Raw genomic sequence first — 16,093 nt, forward strand, 5'->3', positions numbered from 1 at the left:
ATTTTTTATTTTAAATTTTAGAAACGAGGTTATCATTATGGTCCGTAAAACGTTGATTTCGCTGCTTTTAATTGTAATGCTCTTTGCCTTTTTAAAGCCTATAAATTCAACGATGATTTCTGTATTTAATATTGCAAATGCACCAGTAGTGGTCACAAAAGGACATTATGGCACATCTCTTATTGTAGAGATCTCTTTCTCTGATGACTCTCTATTAGAATGGCTCCAAACGGTGAAAGAGCCTTATCCACTTCTACTTTTAGATGCTGATTGGATAAAACGGTCACCCGATCATTTAAAAATTATCCAACAACGAAAATTACCTACAGGATTACTTGGGCCGGATGATTCAGTAGAAGAACCCATTGACATTGCGCTCATCCAAAAGGATATTGATACTTACGAAAAATATTTAAAAGAAAAACCTTTATGGTTTGCTACCCGAAATCATCAATATTCACAGGATTTACAGAAAGCCTTATTCCAACAACAAATGAATTTACTATCTCCTTCGCTTATTTGGCAAGGTGAAAAAACTCCGAAATTACAAAAAGGTGATTTTGTCTTTTTCCCGCTCCATCAAAATAATCAAATATCCTTTAAAGAGCTTAACACTCTCATACAACAGCATAAGTTTATGTCGATTGAAGAAAATATATTTGGTTATAAGGTTCAAACTAAAAAAGCGCCATAAAAAAATTGCCTCCACTACAGCGAGGCAATTTTTTTCCTTATGCGTTTTTAGCCTGTTCACGACGAGCTTTGCGTCGTGCTTCTAATTTTTGACGATCTTCATCGGATTTTGCATTATATTTAGGTAATACTAATAATTGATACGCATTAACCGCCAATAATGGGAATAATAAAAGCGCAACATACTCATTAATATTTTCATCGCGGCCCATCAATGCAATTGTCCACTCCAACGTTGTGATGACAATCATAAAGAATAGTGCCGAAATCATTACATGTTTTTTCCCTGTTAATTTTACTTTTTGAACAGCTGTTGCTATGGCCCCGAAAATGAGGACAATTAATAATCCTACATAGAACAACCAGCTTTGCCCATCCTTCACACCAGGAATAAAGCGGAAGAAAATTATATCGAAAATCGTTATGGCAATTAATAATAGCTGTACCCAATTCCATAATGTCAGTGTTCTAAAAATATTAACACCTACCTGATGAAGTGTTAAATAAGCAAAAAAGCCAGCTTGCGCTATAACACTCATTGTAAACCCTAAGAAAACCATCCATAAAAGTCCAGCGAAAAACTCACCCCATTGACCGTTTGCTATGTATGGTTGAAAGAATTCCCAGCGAATAAATAAACTAAAAACTCCGTTGACTGCACCACCAACGAGCATTGCAAAGAAGAAAAACTTTGCCCAATTTCGTATCGTCACAACTAAAAGTCCCCCAATTTCTCAATATCTGTCCTTATTTTATCAATGCCTTGTTAAAAAAGCTATTTCTCATCCTAACGAATACATAAAGTCCTGAGAAATGTGAACAATAATTGAAAGAGTCTATCTAGAGAAAGGACTGATTGTCGATGCGAAAATTCACCTTATTATTGATTCTAATGCTTTTTCTTTCTGCCTGTTCACAAGATAAAACCTCTACCATGTCCTATGATGAAATAAAAAAAATCATGATTGACTCTTTACAAACAGAGGATGGTAAAAAGGCATTGCGACAGCTTTTAGAAGAGCCGAGTTTCCGTGAGCTCTTGATTTTAGAGCATGATGAAGTGAAAAAGGCTACCGAGGAAACTTTACTTTCCAAGGAAGCAGAAGACTTTTGGAAAAAAACCTTCGAAGATCCAAAGTTTAAAGAAACTGTTGCGAAAAGTATGCAAAAACAGCAACAGGATATTATGAAGAACTTAATAAAAGATCCGACTTTCCAAAAGGATATGGAGGCATTTTTCGGGCAACCCGATATGCAAAAGCAGTTGGAGACTATCCTTAAATCATCCAATATGCGAAAGCAAATGGAGGAAGTTGTAAAGGAAACGATCGAAAGCCCTTTAATGCAATCGAAATGGCAGGAACTTATTAAGAAAAGTGGCGAAACCGGTTCATCAGGAAGTGGCGATAAGAAAGAAGCGAGTGGCGATAGTGGTGGCGGATCGGATAAGGGACAAAAAAGTACCGAGTAACCTTGGTAATGTAAAAACGGATTTCCCCCTAAAATCGGTGGAAATCCGTTTTTTATTATTTATTTAATTTATCGATGATTTTCGTCGCAATGTCTAAATAAATTTGTCCTGTTGTATGTTTTTCAGCGTATACAGAAGGAGCAAAATCTTCATCTGTCCAATCTGGTTGCCCAAGCGGGATTTGTCCAAGCAACTCTGTACGTAGTTCGTCAGCTAGCTTTGGTCCTCCACCTTGCCCAAAGACAAATTCTCGGTCACCTGATTTAGATTCAAACCAAGCCATGTTTTCGATAACTCCTAAAATTTCATGGTCTGTTTGAAGCGCCATTGCCCCTGCACGAGCTGCAACAAATGCTGCTGTTGGGTGTGGTGTTGTTACAACAATTTCTTTTGATGATGGTAACATTTGATGGATATCTAATGCAACGTCACCTGTGCCAGGAGGTAAATCTAATAATAAATAATCTAATTCACCCCACTCAACATCACGGAAGAATTGATCTAATACTTTACCTAGCATTGGTCCACGCCATACGATCGGTGCATTATTTTCTACAAAGAAGCCCATTGAAATCATTTTTACCCCAAAGCGATCTACTGGGAAAATACGATTATCGACTACCTTAGGCATATCCGTCACACCCATCATATCAGGTACACTAAATCCATAAATATCTGCGTCAATTAAGCCGACTTTCTTTCCTAGTCGAGCTAAAGCTACAGCTAAGTTAACTGATACTGTCGATTTACCAACTCCACCTTTACCAGAAGCAATTGAAATTACTTGTACTGTGCTTAATGGCGATAAAATATCTTGTGCTTCCGATTCTGTTGCTGTGCCACGGAAGCTTTGTAATTTCTCTGTAGATAGTTCTTCAAAACGAATACCAACAGTGTTTACACCCGCTTCTTTCAACACCTCAACAACTTTCATTTGTAGCTGTAATTGTTCTGGTGTATTCAGTTTGGCAATGGCAATTTTTACACTGACATGATTTTTTTCTTCTTTTATTGCTACGTTCGTAATACCATCTGTTTCTGCAAGCGATTTATGTAAAAATGGATCCTGTAGTTGTCCCAGTATTTCTCGTACTTGTTGTTCAGTAATCACAACGAACACTCCCCTTATATTGTCTCAATATTAGTATATCATAATGATTTGATTTACGTTGTAGATGTTGCTCTACTCAATTTTGGCTAATAAATAGTCTTCTATACCTTCAACTATGGCATCTGCCATTTTTTCTTGATAGTTTTTGTCCACTAATAATGCTCGTTCCTCATCATTACTAATAAAACCAGTCTCCACTAAAGCTGCAGGTACTTCCGCTTTCTTCAATAAATAGATTTGCTTAATAGACAATGCTTCACGATCTGTATTTTTTAAATTGGTGCGAATGGATTGTTGAATACTCTTGGCAAGAATCTCTCCATCAGCATGTCCTTCCTTATGGTAAAATACCTGTGCGCCACGCCATTTTGTTTCAGGTATGGCATTTGCATGAATAGTTATAAATACATCAGGCTTTTCTTTTTCCACGATATCCTTTCTTAGGAAGATATCTTGTTTTTTCCGTTCTCTCATTGTTCCATATTTTTCTGATGGCGCATGCTCATCGATTACATCCCCATTTTTTGTTCGTGTCATTATAACCGTTGCGCCTTTTTTCTTTAATTGCTTCTCTACATGCTGAGCAATTGCAAGTGTAATATCCTTTTCAATCACTTCGCCCTTTGAAGCTCCTCCATCCTCACCACCATGCCCTGCATCAATGACAATCTTTATGCCACCAAGTGGGTCCGGTAAGAAGAAGTTACGGTCCGAAGCATTTGTTTCATATGCCACGACCACTATACTCATAAGCATAATCACTCCTAGTGCAAGCCAGCGCTTCACCCATATCCACCACCCTTTTACATTTAGTGTACGAAATTAGTCGATGAACTATGCCAGAAAGTAAAAAAAACTCCCAAGTCACAAACTTGAGAGTTTTAATTTCTTCTATATTAAGGGAGGAAGAACAATTTTATTGGATTGTAAAATTAGGACTAAATTCACCTGTATATGGCTCATGCTCTACAAATACAGTTAGATTATTGCCATCTTTGTCTTTACCTGTTCGTTTATATGTGAATTTCTTATCGTTGATTTCTGTAATTTCAAGAGCTACACCATACTTATTATCACCGACAGAAACATGCGCTCTTATTTTATTATCATGAGTAACATCAAAGTAACCATAGTCTCCACGACTTTCACCTGTTTCAGGATTAAAGAACTCATATTTATTTGTATTTGCATCATACTTTGCAATGCTAATGAAATTTGAATTGAATTCTGTTACATCATTACCCGCTTCATCTAACACAACTGTTCCATGCCATAGTGTATCAGCTAGAATTTTATCTCCGTCAACGTCTGTAACTATTTCACCTGTTGAAGCATCTAACGTTTTATCGGAATCAGTAAATGCCAGTTCTTTTTCTTTATATGGAATATGTTCCACGAATATTTCTACATCATTGCCCGCAGCATCTTTACCCATTCTCTTATAAGTAAAGATACTATCGTTTAGCTCAGTGATCTCGACAACAGCTTGGTAGTTTTTTGATTCTGAAATTACTATTCTTTGTTTCCCATCGTTTGTGATAAAGAATGTCCCTTTATCATCACGGCTTTTACCAGTAGCAGCGTCAAAGAACTCATAATGACCTGTCTGAGCATCATATTTTGCTAAGCCAATGAAGTTTGCGTTCTCCGCAGTTAAATCATTGTTATCTCGATCATAAACTTTTGTTCCTTGCCAATTTGTACCACTTAGAATATTAGCCATTTCTTGTCCCTTTGTTAATTGCTCTTTGGAAGTATTTTCTGTTGCAGCACTTTCTGTTTTAACTTCCTCACTATTTGTCTTATTGCCTTTAGCAGGCTCCTTATCTTGACATGCTGCCAGTAATGCAATAGCTGCAACAGATACTATTAATAATTTTTTCATACCTACTTACCTCCATCGGTTCGTTTATATTTTGAGTTACATCAAACCCATCATGACAATATTTAAAAATGAAAGATTTGTTGTACCTTCTAAAAACTATATTAAAGTGGAATATTAAACTCCCCCTAAATAATTTCTTAAAAAAACATAAACTTATACGAAAATATTTTTAATATATATAAAATCTGCACACTAATAGTGAGGTTTATGTAAAAAGCTATTTACTTTTTTCTACATATACTTAATTTATGGGTGATGGACATTTCTCACAAACGAGTACCTCAACATTATTTATTATAGGAAAAAGCTAAGCCTAGCATATCTTTTTAATATTACTCGTATAATTCGCAACATGTTACCATATTTTTATAAACGGAAAAGTAGGCTACAGTGATATACCATTAGTCATTTGGCTGTTTTAAACCAAAGAAAAGAGGGTGGAAAAATGAATGATCAATTAATACTTTCAGCAGCGAACGGTGATACTGATAAAGTATTAGCACTTCTGCAAAAAGGCATCAATATTAATACAACGGATCACAATGGAAGAACCCCTGTCTTAGCTGCCACTTATAATAACCAGGTGGATACTGTGAAGGTGCTCATTCAACATGGTGCTGATATTAATATTAGAGATAATAACCTTGAAAACGTACTTTTACATGCAGGGGCATCAGGCTATTTAGAAATCGTTAAACTTGCCCTATCTGCAAGGGCAGATACAAAGCTAACTAATCGCTTTGGTGGAATTGCCATCATCCCTGCATCCGAACGTGGACATGTTGAGGTGGTCCGAGAGCTACTTAATCACTCGGACATTCATGTCAATCACATTAATAATTTGCATTGGACAGCTCTATTGGAGGCAGTCATATTAGGCAATGGTGGGGAGAAACATCAAGAAATTGTGCAATTATTGGTGGATCATGGTGCTGATATAACTATTGGAGATCAAGATGGTGTCACACCATTGCAGCATGCAAAAAAACTAGGCTTTTATGAGATTGAGCAAATTTTAAAAGAAGCTGTACCCGAACGAAATAACAGTTAACACTATAGGAGATATTTTCATATACTTTTCTAGATGGCCTCACTTCGGAATTAGCTTACCTGTTGCATCAATTTCACCTGCAATTTCAAAAGAAATAACGTTAAGCAATCTTTGGGTTACTTCACAGATTGCTTTTTATGATGGAATGACAAAAAGACTCTTTCCTCGAAAGTAGAAAGAGTCTTAGGATAGATGTTTCGTCTGCCTCTGACTCCGTAAAGACCAAATCATCTTTAAACGGTACGCCATTTGTAAAGGTTACGAATTCTCTTCTGGTAATAGAATAATAACAGTAGTTCCTTTTCCTTCTTCACTATATATACGAAAACTGGCATTTCTCATAAGCTTAAATTTTTTCAAAGGATTCGTAAATCCAATACGTGAGTTTTCTTCATTTACTAATCGTTGCAACTTTTCTTCTGAGATACCGACCCCATTATCATCAATTTTAATACGTATAAATTGACCTTCTCGTTGCACACTCACCTCAATAGTACCACCTTCTTTTTTCTTCGAAATCCCGTGAAAAACTGCATTTTCAACTATAGGCTGAATTGATAATGCTGGAATCAAAGATTGAATGGACTCATCAATATCATACGCAACTGTAAGACGATCACCAAAGCGCATTTTTTCAATATAGAGATATGCTTTTACAAGATCTATTTCATCTTCTATTGAAACCATGCTGTTACGATAATGGACATTTAGCTTGGCACGGAAATAGGTGGCTAAACTGTATAACGCCTCTCGTGTATTCTCTATATTTGTATAGCTTAAGCCGATAATAGTGTTAAGTGTATTGTAGACAAAATGAGGCGTTACTTGCGCATATAAATAATTCATTTCATCTTCAATCGCATCAATGGAAGATTGTCGAACCGCTAGTAATGATTGAATACGCACTAGTAATTCATCCATCGCAATCGGTTTTTGCAGATAATCATTTGCCCCAACTTGTAAAGATAGCACTAAATCCGAATGCTGCATAATTGCTGTTAAAACTATAATCGGTAATTCCAACATATCGTATTGCTTTCGTACTTGTTTGCATAATTCATAGCCTGACATACCATTCATCATTAAATCGACTAACATACAATCTACTTTATGTTTCTTTATATAATCTATCGCTTCAAACCCATTATCTACTCCAATAACGGTATAGCCTTTTTGAATTAATACGTCCACTAGTACTTTTATATTCACATGATCATCATCAACAATGAGTATGGCTTTGTCATTACCTTTATGCAGTAATGGTAAATCTAGCTGTAGTATAGTATTATCTGCTCGATTTCCTATCTGGTGTTGTGTTTCAATATCTAGTTTTTCGAGTGTGGCAAGTGGCACCGTAAATGTAAAAATTGTTCCAACACCTAATGTACTTGTTACATGAATTTCCCCATTTAACTGTTCTACTATATTTTTTGAGATACTTAATCCTAACCCAAGACCCCCACTTTTTTTACCTTTCTTTACTTGATAAAAAGAATTAAAAATTCGATCTAAGTCTTGTGATGGTATACCAATTCCAGTATCGCTTACTTGTATTTCCATATAATCATTACGTACACTAGCTAAGACTGTAATTTGTCCATGCTTTGTATGTTGCAGAGCATTATAGAGTAAATTATAAAGCACTTGTTTCAATCGTAATTCATCTGTATACATATGAGGTAAATTAGAATCTACTGCACTGATTAACCTTATAGATGTATCACTCGACAGTAAACTACGAATTTCCTCAATTACTTCATCAATTACGCTTATCGGCACAACACGAGGGGTAACACGAACTTCTCTGGTCATATGATTCGAAGAGATCAATAAATCCTCTACTAAATAACCTAAACGTTGCGCGACATTATGTATTAAAATGACATTTTCTTGTTGCTCACGCTTTAAAGGTCCTTGTAAACCTTCCATTAATGATTTGGATATATTTAAAATACCATTTAAAGGCGTACGTAATTCATGAGACGTTTTCAATAAAAACTCATCCTTCATTTGATTATGCATCAAGAGCTCTTCCGATAACGCTTGAACTTCCTTAAAAGATGTATTTGCTCGGAAGCTAAGCAGAGATGCAAAACTATATAGTGTAAAAATAAACAATAATTGTTCACTATAAACCATAGGTATATCAAAAATGTAATACATTACCATTAAAAAAGTATAACAAGTAAGAGATACTAAAAGAATTAGAATATAACGTGAGCCATCTACACCTTTCATAAGCACACGTAATAGCACAAACACATTATAAAGCCCAACTGGAATAAAAATTACTGCAAAGATTATTTGTGATAGAACTAGATTTTCTATTGGTATATTCATACTATTCTTTGTAATCGGGTTGTAAACCCCATAGATAAAAAAAAGTAAACCTAACAAAATACTAATAATATAAATCGCTTTTTTCCTCATAAACTCTGGATACAAATAAAAGAGAAATAATGCTAAACAAACATCAACAAGTGGTAAAATCCCTAATTGTAAACGTACTTGCTCATTTATAGTTAAATGTGTAAAAATAAGAAAAAATATTTTTTCATTAGTAAACGACATGTACAGTCCAAATAATATAGTGAATAACCCCAAAAACAATTCTTCTTTACGCTTCCGATTTTGACTATACGATATAATATAAATCGCACCGAATACAATATAACCAATACATACAAACGATTCTGCTAAAATTTTCATGCTAAAATCTCTTTGAATAGCATCCTTTGTTCCAAACTCAATAGGAAAAGTAATACCAGCTTTTGGATAATTATAATTTCCAACATGAATTACTATATCAAGCATTAGATTCTCACTTTGTGCAAACACCGTATATTTATCATCATTTTCGAACTTAAAGGCCTTTAAGGTTTCACTCGGATTCCCCATACTACCTACATCTTCTCCATTTATGAAAACACGGTTAGATTGACGAATTGAACGAATGTATAATCCATATTCCCCTTCAACTGGTACATTTATCTTAACATGATACGTCCCTACAGTAAGTCCTTCCTCATTTGGTTCTACAAAGCTATTCCAAGTATCTGGCACCTTAATTGGTATTTTCTTGCTCTCATACGCGTTGAATGAGTCACTTGATGATATTAAGATATTTGGATAGAAAGACCATTCTCCATCTAGTTTTAAAATAGTCTTTTCTTGTAGTTCTTTTTCTTCAATCGTAACGATCCCATTCTGCGCAATCGGCTGACTACTACTAACAAAATACTCTCCATTGCCAATAAAATATACGATAATAAATAGCATGATAATGGTCAAAGTAATGCTAATATTTTTTTTCACTTTCACCCCTCCCCTACTTGAACACAATTATATGTAACATCAAACTAGAATGAAATCCATTATGCAATATGACCATCACCTGTATTTCTCATATCGGTCCTCTTACGCATCCTATCATAGGGCTGTTAAACAAATTCTGAACAAACTATATTGTAAATGCATCGTCTAGTATGGATTACTATCACTGATTTGAATGATGTTTGACATTAAGTGATCCTCGCGAATGTCTCATAGGCTTCTCACATGTATCTACAAAGTAATGCTGAAATTCTTAATAGTTTTCATCCATTCTTGCTTCAAATCTCTTTTCCCTTTTTCAAAACTACATTGATTTTTAATCAAGGGGTATTATTTTTGTTATCAACGTAAAAAAAGCTCCTCTCAGGTAAACCTGAGAAGAGCTTGAAATCGTTGATATAACAACGATATTAACGTTTTGAGAACTGAGGTGCACGACGAGCGCCGCGTAGACCTGGTTTTTTACGTTCTTTCATGCGTGAATCACGAGTAAGTAATCCAGCTGATTTTAATGCAGCACGGAAATCTGGGTCTACTTGAAGTAGAGCACGAGCGATACCGTGACGAACAGCACCAGCTTGACCAGTGTATCCACCACCGTTAACGTTTACGTGGATATCATAGCTTCCTGTAGTTTCAGTAGCTACTAATGGTTGTTTAATTACTTCGCGTAATGCAGCGAATGGTACGTATTCTTCGATTTCACGTTTGTTGATAACAATTTTACCTGTACCTGGTACTAAACGTACGCGAGCTACAGAGCTTTTACGGCGACCAGTGCCGATGTATTGAACTTGTGCCAAAGTAATATCCTCCTCTTAATTTATATTATCCGCGAAGCTCGTATGCTTCTGGTTTTTGTGCAGCATGTGGATGCTCTGTTCCAGTGTAAACATTAAGTTTAGTGAACATTTTGCGACCTAAAGAGTTTTTAGGAAGCATTCCTTTAACTGCTAATTCGATCATTCTTGTTGGGTACTTATCTAGCATTTCACCAGCAGTACGTGTTTTTAAACCACCCGCAAATTGAGTGTGGTGACGGTATAGTTTACCCTCTAATTTGTTACCAGTTAAATGGATTTTGTCAGCGTTGATGATGATTACGTGATCACCTGTGTCAACGTTTGGTGTGAATGTTGGTTTATGTTTACCACGTAAGATTGCAGCTACTTCAGAAGCTAAACGTCCAAGAGTTTGGCCTTCTGCATCAACTACTAACCATTTACGGTCTACTTCGTGACCTTTAGCCATGAATGTTGTACGCATGTATATATCCTCCTAATCGATTCGATTACCGTTATTTTTCATTAGACTACACTATAAGTTTCGGGGCTTATTTGTGGTGGTAATGAAAATACCATCTGTTATCATATAATGAATGACTTTTAAAGTCAAGCAATTTCATTAAACACCTGGTGAAGTTGTTCAGAATTGTAGAACGCCACTAATAGAACACTTTTTCTAAGTATAGCCCTTGTGGTGGTGCGGTTTTTCCCGCCTTATCACGATTACCTGAAGCAACTACCTGGGACACATTGTCAACCTTACGTCGACCTATCCCAACCTCCCAAAGAGTACCTGCAATAATACGTACCATATTATATAAGAAGCCATTCCCTTCAATCACCATATGTAGCTCTTCACCATGCCATTCAAATTGCAACAATGTTACTGTGCGTACTTTATCTTTCACGCTTGTATTCGCCGCACAAAAACAAGAAAAGTCATGTGTACCAGTAATAGCCTTAGCTGCCTCTTGCATCGCCTCTACGTTAGGTTTGACCCCATTTGTCTCCACTGTATAGTATCTGCGGAATGGACTTTGGATAGGCTCACAAGACCAAATATAGCGATATCTTTTGCCAGCCACATCGTAACGCGCATGAAAGTCATGTGCCACTTCCTCTACCGATAATACACGAATATCTCTTGGCAGTTGCACATTCAAAGCCTTTCGATACTTTTCTGCTGGAATCGCAAGTGATGTGTCGAAATGCAATGTTTGCCCTGTCGCATGTACTTTAGCATCTGTACGACCACTTGCAGTTACCTTAACCTGTTCTCCCTTATGCATAATGGCTAGAACACGTTCAAGCTCAGCCTGCACTGTGCGCTCCCCTGGCTGTACCTGATAGCCCGAAAAAAGTGTGCCATCATAGCTTATAATTACTTTTAATCGTCGCATATAGCCTACTCCTTTAACTTCTATAGAAGAATAGCAATACGCCTATTGCTACTAATAACACAATCGTAAATGTGTCCCCCATATCCCATTTTAACCTACGGTACCTAGTGCGTCCTTCACCACCGCGATAGCCTCTTACTTCCATCGCTGTTGCTAAATCTTCAGCCCGTTTAAATGCACTGACAAAGAGAGGCACAAGCAATGGCACTACAGCCTTTATACGGTCCTTAATTGGTCCAGATGATAAATCAGAACCCCTTGCCATTTGTGCCTTCATAATTTTATCCGTCTCATCCATTAAGGTTGGAATAAAACGTAATGAGATGGACATCATTAAAGCCAATTCATGAACGGGTACTTTTATTGCTTTTAAGGGATTCAGTAGAACCTCAATACCGTCCGTAATGGAAATCGGTGATGTAGTTAACGTTAAGATTGACGTCATAAATACTAATACTAGAAAACGAATTGAGATAAATATTCCCCGCCTAATCCCTTCGTCATAAATCGTAATGAATTTAGATTCAAACACAGGGACGCCTTCCTTTGTCATAAAAATATGGAGCAGGAATGTGAAGGCCATTAAAAAGAGTACTGGTTTGAGTCCATTTATTAAAAAGTATAGACGAATACGCGATACTAATACAATCAGTAGCGTGAATGCGAGTAACATAGCATATGTCACGGTATTATTGGCTAAAAACACAATAATAATAAAGGCGAACACAAAGATCAGCTTTGATCGTGGATCAAGTTTGTGTACCGGTGAATCACCAGGTAAGAAGCGACCAAAGATCATTTTTTCCATCATGACTCTGCACGCTCCTCTCTAAGTGCTTGAGCAATTTCAGCAGCAAGCTCTTCCTCTGTTAAGCAAATCTTAGACAAGGAATGCCCCATCATGTGCTCAATCTTTTGCTGAAAGCGAACAATACGTGGTGGCTCTAAACGGAATTTCTTTAATGTTTCAACATCTTTAAAAATAACTCGGGGTGATCCACTTAAAACATTCTTTCCTTCATGCATGATCACAATATTATCTGCATATCGAGCGGCATCCTCCATACTATGGGTTACTAGAATGGTTGTAAGATGACGTTCTTGATGGAGCTGATAAAACATATCCATAATTTCTTTTTGACCTCGTGGATCAAGACCCGCTGTCGGTTCATCTAAGACAATAACCTCAGGGTCCATCGCCAAAACACCTGCAATCGCTACTCGACGCATTTGACCACCTGATAAATCAAACGGTGATTTATCCAAAACATTATCTGGCAAACCAACTAAGCTGACAAGTTCTCTTGCACGAGCTTCAGCCTCCTCCTCTGATATACCAAAGTTCATTGGGCCAAACATAATGTCCTTCAACACGGTTTCTTCAAATAGTTGATGCTCTGGAAATTGAAAGACAATGCCAACCTTTTGTCTTACAGCTTTTAAATCCTTTGCCTTTTTCCCAGCTACAATTTGACGATCTCCTATATGTACTTCTCCTGAAGTAGGTCTTAGAAGCGCGTTAAAATGCTGCAGAATCGTAGATTTTCCAGAACCGGTATGGCCAATTATCGCTTGATAAGTATGAGATGGAATGTTAAAATCCACATCGAATAATGCCCGTTTTTCAAAGGGTGTTCCTTGTGCATAGGCATAGCTTACTTGTTGAAGTTTGATGTCCATAAATCATTCACCAACTCTTCTTCTGTCATATGTTGCCCCATTAATGGAACACCTTCCTTTTGCAATAGCTTTGATAACTTCAAGGCAAATGGCAAATCTAGTCCAAATTCAACTAGCTTGTCCCCAAGTGCAAAGATTTCAGCAGGTGTACCTTCTGCAAATTTCTTACCCTCATTCATAAAAAGAACACGATCCGCTAACATTGCCTCTTCTAAATCATGAGTAATAGATAATACTGTTAATCCTGTTTCTGCACGTAATGTTTGAACCGTTTGTAAAACCTCTGCACGACCCTGAGGATCTAACATGGATGTAGCCTCATCTAAAATTAAAAGCTTCGGCTTTAATGCAAGTGCCCCAGCAATGGCTACACGCTGTTTTTGTCCACCAGATAAATGATGTGGCTCATGGTCTAAGAACTCACTCATTTTTACCTGTTCGAGTGCCGCATGTACACGTTTTACCATTTCTTCAAAGGGGATACCGTTGTTTTCCAAAGCAAATGCTACATCATCCTGTACCGTTGCTCCAACGAATTGATTGTCAGGGTTTTGAAAAACCATTCCCATTAAAGAGCGAGATTCCCAAAGATTTTCTTCATTCAAGGGTTCGCGCAGTATTCGTACATCTCCCTGTTGAGGAAACAATAAACCATTCATCAGCTTGGCAATGGTGGATTTACCAGAACCATTATGTCCTACAATAGCAATCCATTCACCTTCTTCCACCGCAAAGCTAACATTTTCAACAGCATTACGACTATTTGGATTTTCTGGTGTATATGAAAAAGTTACATTATTTAAAGATAAAATTTCAGACATATCTAGAACTCCTCTCCTACGCTCAGCTCTACTAATTAACTTACACTTTTTTATGTATGAATTCTACTACAATCCGTATGTCGGTAAAAGAAAAATACTACAATAACAACTCAAATTGATATTGGTTTTGTAAATATAACAAAATAACACCCATATATGAAAAAAAGCACCACAAATTGGCGCCATCTAATCTAATAAAAAAGCGCGCACCTCATTCGATAGAAATGCGCTAGTCGTTACATTTACAAGAAATATGGGTGCTCAAGCCCTTATTTCTCCTGAATGAGGTGCGGAGAGCTAAACGAGACGCCACACGAATAAGTGTCCGCTCATCATAACGCTCAGCTTAATTATTTGTCGTATAAATCATTTATAAAGAAAGAGGGTGGTGATTCCCACCCTCTTCACCACAAGTTTTCTCTTATGATTAAACTAGTTCAATCACAACAACAGGTGCACCGTCGCCACGACGTTGACCTACTTTAAGAATACGAGTGTAACCACCTTGACGCTCAGCATAACGTGGCGCAACATCATCAAATAACTTTTGAAGTGCAAATGATGTTGATTCGTTACCTTCTGCATCAGTCGTTGTTACTAGTTCACGACGGATGAATGCAGCTGCTTGACGGCGTGCATGTAAATCTCCGCGTTTACCTAAAGTAATCATTTTTTCAACAGCTTTACGTACTTCTTTAGCGCGAGCCTCAGTAGTTTCGATACGCTCGTTGATGATTAAATCAGTAGCTAAGTCACGTAACATCGCTTTACGTTGAGAACTTGTACGACCAAGTTTTCTGTAACCCATGGATGTTTCCCTCCTTTATAGAAAAAAATCTGATCTTGTTAGTTGTGTTTAAATCGCTTAGTCTTCTTTGCGTAATCCTAAACCAAGCTCTTCTAACTTCGCTTTTACTTCTTCTAATGACTTACGTCCAAGGTTACGAACTTTCATCATATCGTCTTCTGATTTATTCGCAAGTTCTAGTACTGTATTAATACCAGCGCGTTTTAAACAGTTATAAGAACGAACAGAAAGATCAAGTTCTTCAATAGTCATCTCTAAAACTTTTTCTTTTTGATCTTCTTCTTTTTCGACCATGATTTCAGCAGTTTGTGCCTCATCTGTCATGCCAACGAAGATGTTAAGATGCTCGGTTAAAATTTTTGCTCCGAGCGAAATCGCCTCTTTCGGACCGATGCTGCCATCTGTCCACACATCAAGAGAAAGTTTGTCGTAGTCAGAGGACTGACCAACACGAGTATTTTCCACTTGGAAATTGACGCGTGATACTGGAGTGTAAATAGAGTCGATCGGGATCACGCCGATAGGAAGATCCTCACGTTTGTTTTGATCAGCAGGAGTGTAACCACGGCCGCGTTGTGCATACATACGCATACGTAAATGACCGTTTTTAGCGATTGTTGCAATATATAGATCTGGGTTTAAAATTTCTACGTCACTGTCATGTGTAATGTCAGCAGCCGTAACTGTACCATCGCCTTTAACATCAATCTCAATAACTTTTTCTTCGTCAGAGTAGATTTTAAGAGCTAGTTTTTTCACGTTCAAAATGATTGAAGCTACATCTTCTACTACGCCTTCTACAGTTGAGAATTCGTGAAGAACACCATCAATTTGAATTGAAGTGACAGCAGCTCCTGGTAATGAAGACAGAAGGATACGACGTAAAGAATTACCCAAAGTGTTTCCATATCCGCGTTCAAGCGGTTCTACAACAAACTTTCCATATTTGGAATCTTCGCTGATCTCCACCGTTTCAATCTTTGGTTTTTCAATTTCGATCATTTTATTTACCCTCCTTCAAAACATCGAATGTATAGGTTCTTTCCATCATAGAT

General features: G+C 37.0%; 15 protein-coding genes and 1 pseudogene. 3 read left to right on the plus strand and 13 right to left on the minus strand.

Annotation, left to right across the window (positions count from 1 at the left end; all coding sequences use genetic code 11):
* Positions 1–37: 37 nt before the first annotated feature.
* On the plus strand, positions 38–694 hold the full coding sequence (locus LCP48_RS22455) for a hypothetical protein (RefSeq protein ID WP_004233766.1): 657 nt from the start codon (positions 38–40) through the stop codon (positions 692–694).
* 37 nt (positions 695–731) lie between these two features.
* Here LCP48_RS22455 and LCP48_RS22460 read toward each other — a convergent pair whose 3' ends face one another.
* Positions 732–1,406 (minus strand): KinB-signaling pathway activation protein, encoded by a 675-nt coding sequence (locus LCP48_RS22460; protein ID WP_009374014.1) that lies wholly within the window; start codon positions 1,404–1,406, stop codon positions 732–734.
* A gap of 149 nt (positions 1,407–1,555) precedes the next feature.
* Here LCP48_RS22460 and gerD point away from each other — a divergent pair, with 149 nt between their 5' ends.
* Complete coding sequence (gerD, locus tag LCP48_RS22465; RefSeq protein ID WP_004233763.1) at positions 1,556–2,164, plus strand: spore germination lipoprotein GerD; 609 nt, start codon at positions 1,556–1,558, stop codon at positions 2,162–2,164.
* 55 nt (positions 2,165–2,219) lie between these two features.
* Here gerD and LCP48_RS22470 read toward each other — a convergent pair whose 3' ends face one another.
* From LCP48_RS22470 to LCP48_RS22480, 3 genes and pseudogenes are all read right to left on the minus strand, one after another.
* Positions 2,220–3,275 carry a P-loop NTPase gene (locus LCP48_RS22470; RefSeq protein WP_004233758.1) on the minus strand — a complete coding sequence of 352 codons (1,056 nt, stop codon included), beginning with the start codon at positions 3,273–3,275 and terminating at the stop codon, positions 2,220–2,222.
* A gap of 72 nt (positions 3,276–3,347) precedes the next feature.
* A complete protein-coding gene (locus tag LCP48_RS22475) occupies positions 3,348–4,061 on the minus strand; it encodes an N-acetylmuramoyl-L-alanine amidase (RefSeq protein WP_004233756.1) in 714 nt (237 codons plus the stop codon).
* Between the two features lie 130 nt (positions 4,062–4,191).
* A pseudogene (locus LCP48_RS22480) lies at positions 4,192–5,019 on the minus strand (DUF4822 domain-containing protein); the annotation flags it as partial.
* A gap of 586 nt (positions 5,020–5,605) precedes the next feature.
* On the opposite strand from LCP48_RS22480, the gene LCP48_RS22485 reads away from it, so the two are divergent.
* Complete coding sequence (locus LCP48_RS22485) at positions 5,606–6,211, plus strand: ankyrin repeat domain-containing protein (protein WP_225340532.1); 606 nt, start codon at positions 5,606–5,608, stop codon at positions 6,209–6,211.
* Positions 6,212–6,469: 258 nt separating this feature from the next.
* On the opposite strand, the gene LCP48_RS22490 is transcribed toward LCP48_RS22485, so the two are convergent.
* The 9 genes from LCP48_RS22490 to LCP48_RS22530 form a co-directional block, all read right to left on the minus strand.
* Positions 6,470–9,526 carry a sensor histidine kinase gene (locus tag LCP48_RS22490; RefSeq protein ID WP_225340533.1) on the minus strand — a complete coding sequence of 1,019 codons (3,057 nt, stop codon included), beginning with the start codon at positions 9,524–9,526 and terminating at the stop codon, positions 6,470–6,472.
* A 428-nt stretch (positions 9,527–9,954) separates the two neighbouring features.
* Positions 9,955–10,347 (minus strand): 30S ribosomal protein S9, encoded by a 393-nt coding sequence (rpsI, locus tag LCP48_RS22495; protein ID WP_004233744.1) that lies wholly within the window; start codon positions 10,345–10,347, stop codon positions 9,955–9,957.
* Positions 10,348–10,372: 25 nt separating this feature from the next.
* Positions 10,373–10,810, minus strand: coding sequence for a 50S ribosomal protein L13 (gene rplM, locus LCP48_RS22500; RefSeq protein ID WP_004233742.1), 438 nt, complete (start codon positions 10,808–10,810; stop codon positions 10,373–10,375).
* 178 nt (positions 10,811–10,988) lie between these two features.
* Complete coding sequence (gene truA / locus LCP48_RS22505) at positions 10,989–11,729, minus strand: tRNA pseudouridine(38-40) synthase TruA (protein ID WP_004233740.1); 741 nt, start codon at positions 11,727–11,729, stop codon at positions 10,989–10,991.
* A 13-nt stretch (positions 11,730–11,742) separates the two neighbouring features.
* Positions 11,743–12,540, minus strand: a complete 798-nt coding sequence (locus LCP48_RS22510; protein WP_009374009.1) for an energy-coupling factor transporter transmembrane component T family protein — start codon at positions 12,538–12,540, stop codon at positions 11,743–11,745.
* Positions 12,537–13,409: an energy-coupling factor ABC transporter ATP-binding protein gene (locus tag LCP48_RS22515; protein ID WP_009374005.1), complete on the minus strand. Its 873-nt coding sequence runs from the start codon at positions 13,407–13,409 to the stop codon at positions 12,537–12,539. Before LCP48_RS22515 ends, LCP48_RS22510 begins: the two co-directional genes overlap by 4 nt.
* Positions 13,385–14,230 carry an energy-coupling factor ABC transporter ATP-binding protein gene (locus tag LCP48_RS22520; RefSeq protein WP_004233736.1) on the minus strand — a complete coding sequence of 282 codons (846 nt, stop codon included), beginning with the start codon at positions 14,228–14,230 and terminating at the stop codon, positions 13,385–13,387. Before LCP48_RS22520 ends, LCP48_RS22515 begins: the two co-directional genes overlap by 25 nt.
* Before the next feature lie 427 nt (positions 14,231–14,657).
* Positions 14,658–15,038, minus strand: a complete 381-nt coding sequence (rplQ, locus tag LCP48_RS22525) for a 50S ribosomal protein L17 (RefSeq protein ID WP_004233734.1) — start codon at positions 15,036–15,038, stop codon at positions 14,658–14,660.
* A gap of 57 nt (positions 15,039–15,095) precedes the next feature.
* Complete coding sequence (locus tag LCP48_RS22530) at positions 15,096–16,040, minus strand: DNA-directed RNA polymerase subunit alpha (protein WP_004233733.1); 945 nt, start codon at positions 16,038–16,040, stop codon at positions 15,096–15,098.
* Positions 16,041–16,093 lie beyond the last annotated feature (53 nt).

Origin of the sequence: Lysinibacillus capsici, from assembly GCF_020217405.1 — a bacterium.
Classification (GTDB): domain Bacteria; phylum Bacillota; class Bacilli; order Bacillales_A; family Planococcaceae; genus Lysinibacillus; species Lysinibacillus capsici.

What these genes read in the sequence shown, in the direction of transcription:
- LCP48_RS22485 (WP_225340532.1), top strand. Translation starts at nt 5,606, where the DNA reads ATGAATGATCAATTAATACTTTCAGCAGCGAACGGTGATACTGATAAA.
- LCP48_RS22510 (WP_009374009.1), bottom strand. Translation starts at nt 12,540, where the DNA reads ATGATGGAAAAAATGATCTTTGGTCGCTTCTTACCTGGTGATTCACCG.
- rplQ (WP_004233734.1), bottom strand. Translation starts at nt 15,038, where the DNA reads ATGGGTTACAGAAAACTTGGTCGTACAAGTTCTCAACGTAAAGCGATG.
- LCP48_RS22520 (WP_004233736.1), bottom strand. Translation starts at nt 14,230, where the DNA reads ATGTCTGAAATTTTATCTTTAAATAATGTAACTTTTTCATATACACCA.
- LCP48_RS22530 (WP_004233733.1), bottom strand. Translation starts at nt 16,040, where the DNA reads ATGATCGAAATTGAAAAACCAAAGATTGAAACGGTGGAGATCAGCGAA.
- rplM (WP_004233742.1), bottom strand. Translation starts at nt 10,810, where the DNA reads ATGCGTACAACATTCATGGCTAAAGGTCACGAAGTAGACCGTAAATGG.
- gerD (WP_004233763.1), top strand. Translation starts at nt 1,556, where the DNA reads ATGCGAAAATTCACCTTATTATTGATTCTAATGCTTTTTCTTTCTGCC.
- LCP48_RS22455 (WP_004233766.1), top strand. Translation starts at nt 38, where the DNA reads ATGGTCCGTAAAACGTTGATTTCGCTGCTTTTAATTGTAATGCTCTTT.
- LCP48_RS22515 (WP_009374005.1), bottom strand. Translation starts at nt 13,409, where the DNA reads ATGGACATCAAACTTCAACAAGTAAGCTATGCCTATGCACAAGGAACA.
- truA (WP_004233740.1), bottom strand. Translation starts at nt 11,729, where the DNA reads ATGCGACGATTAAAAGTAATTATAAGCTATGATGGCACACTTTTTTCG.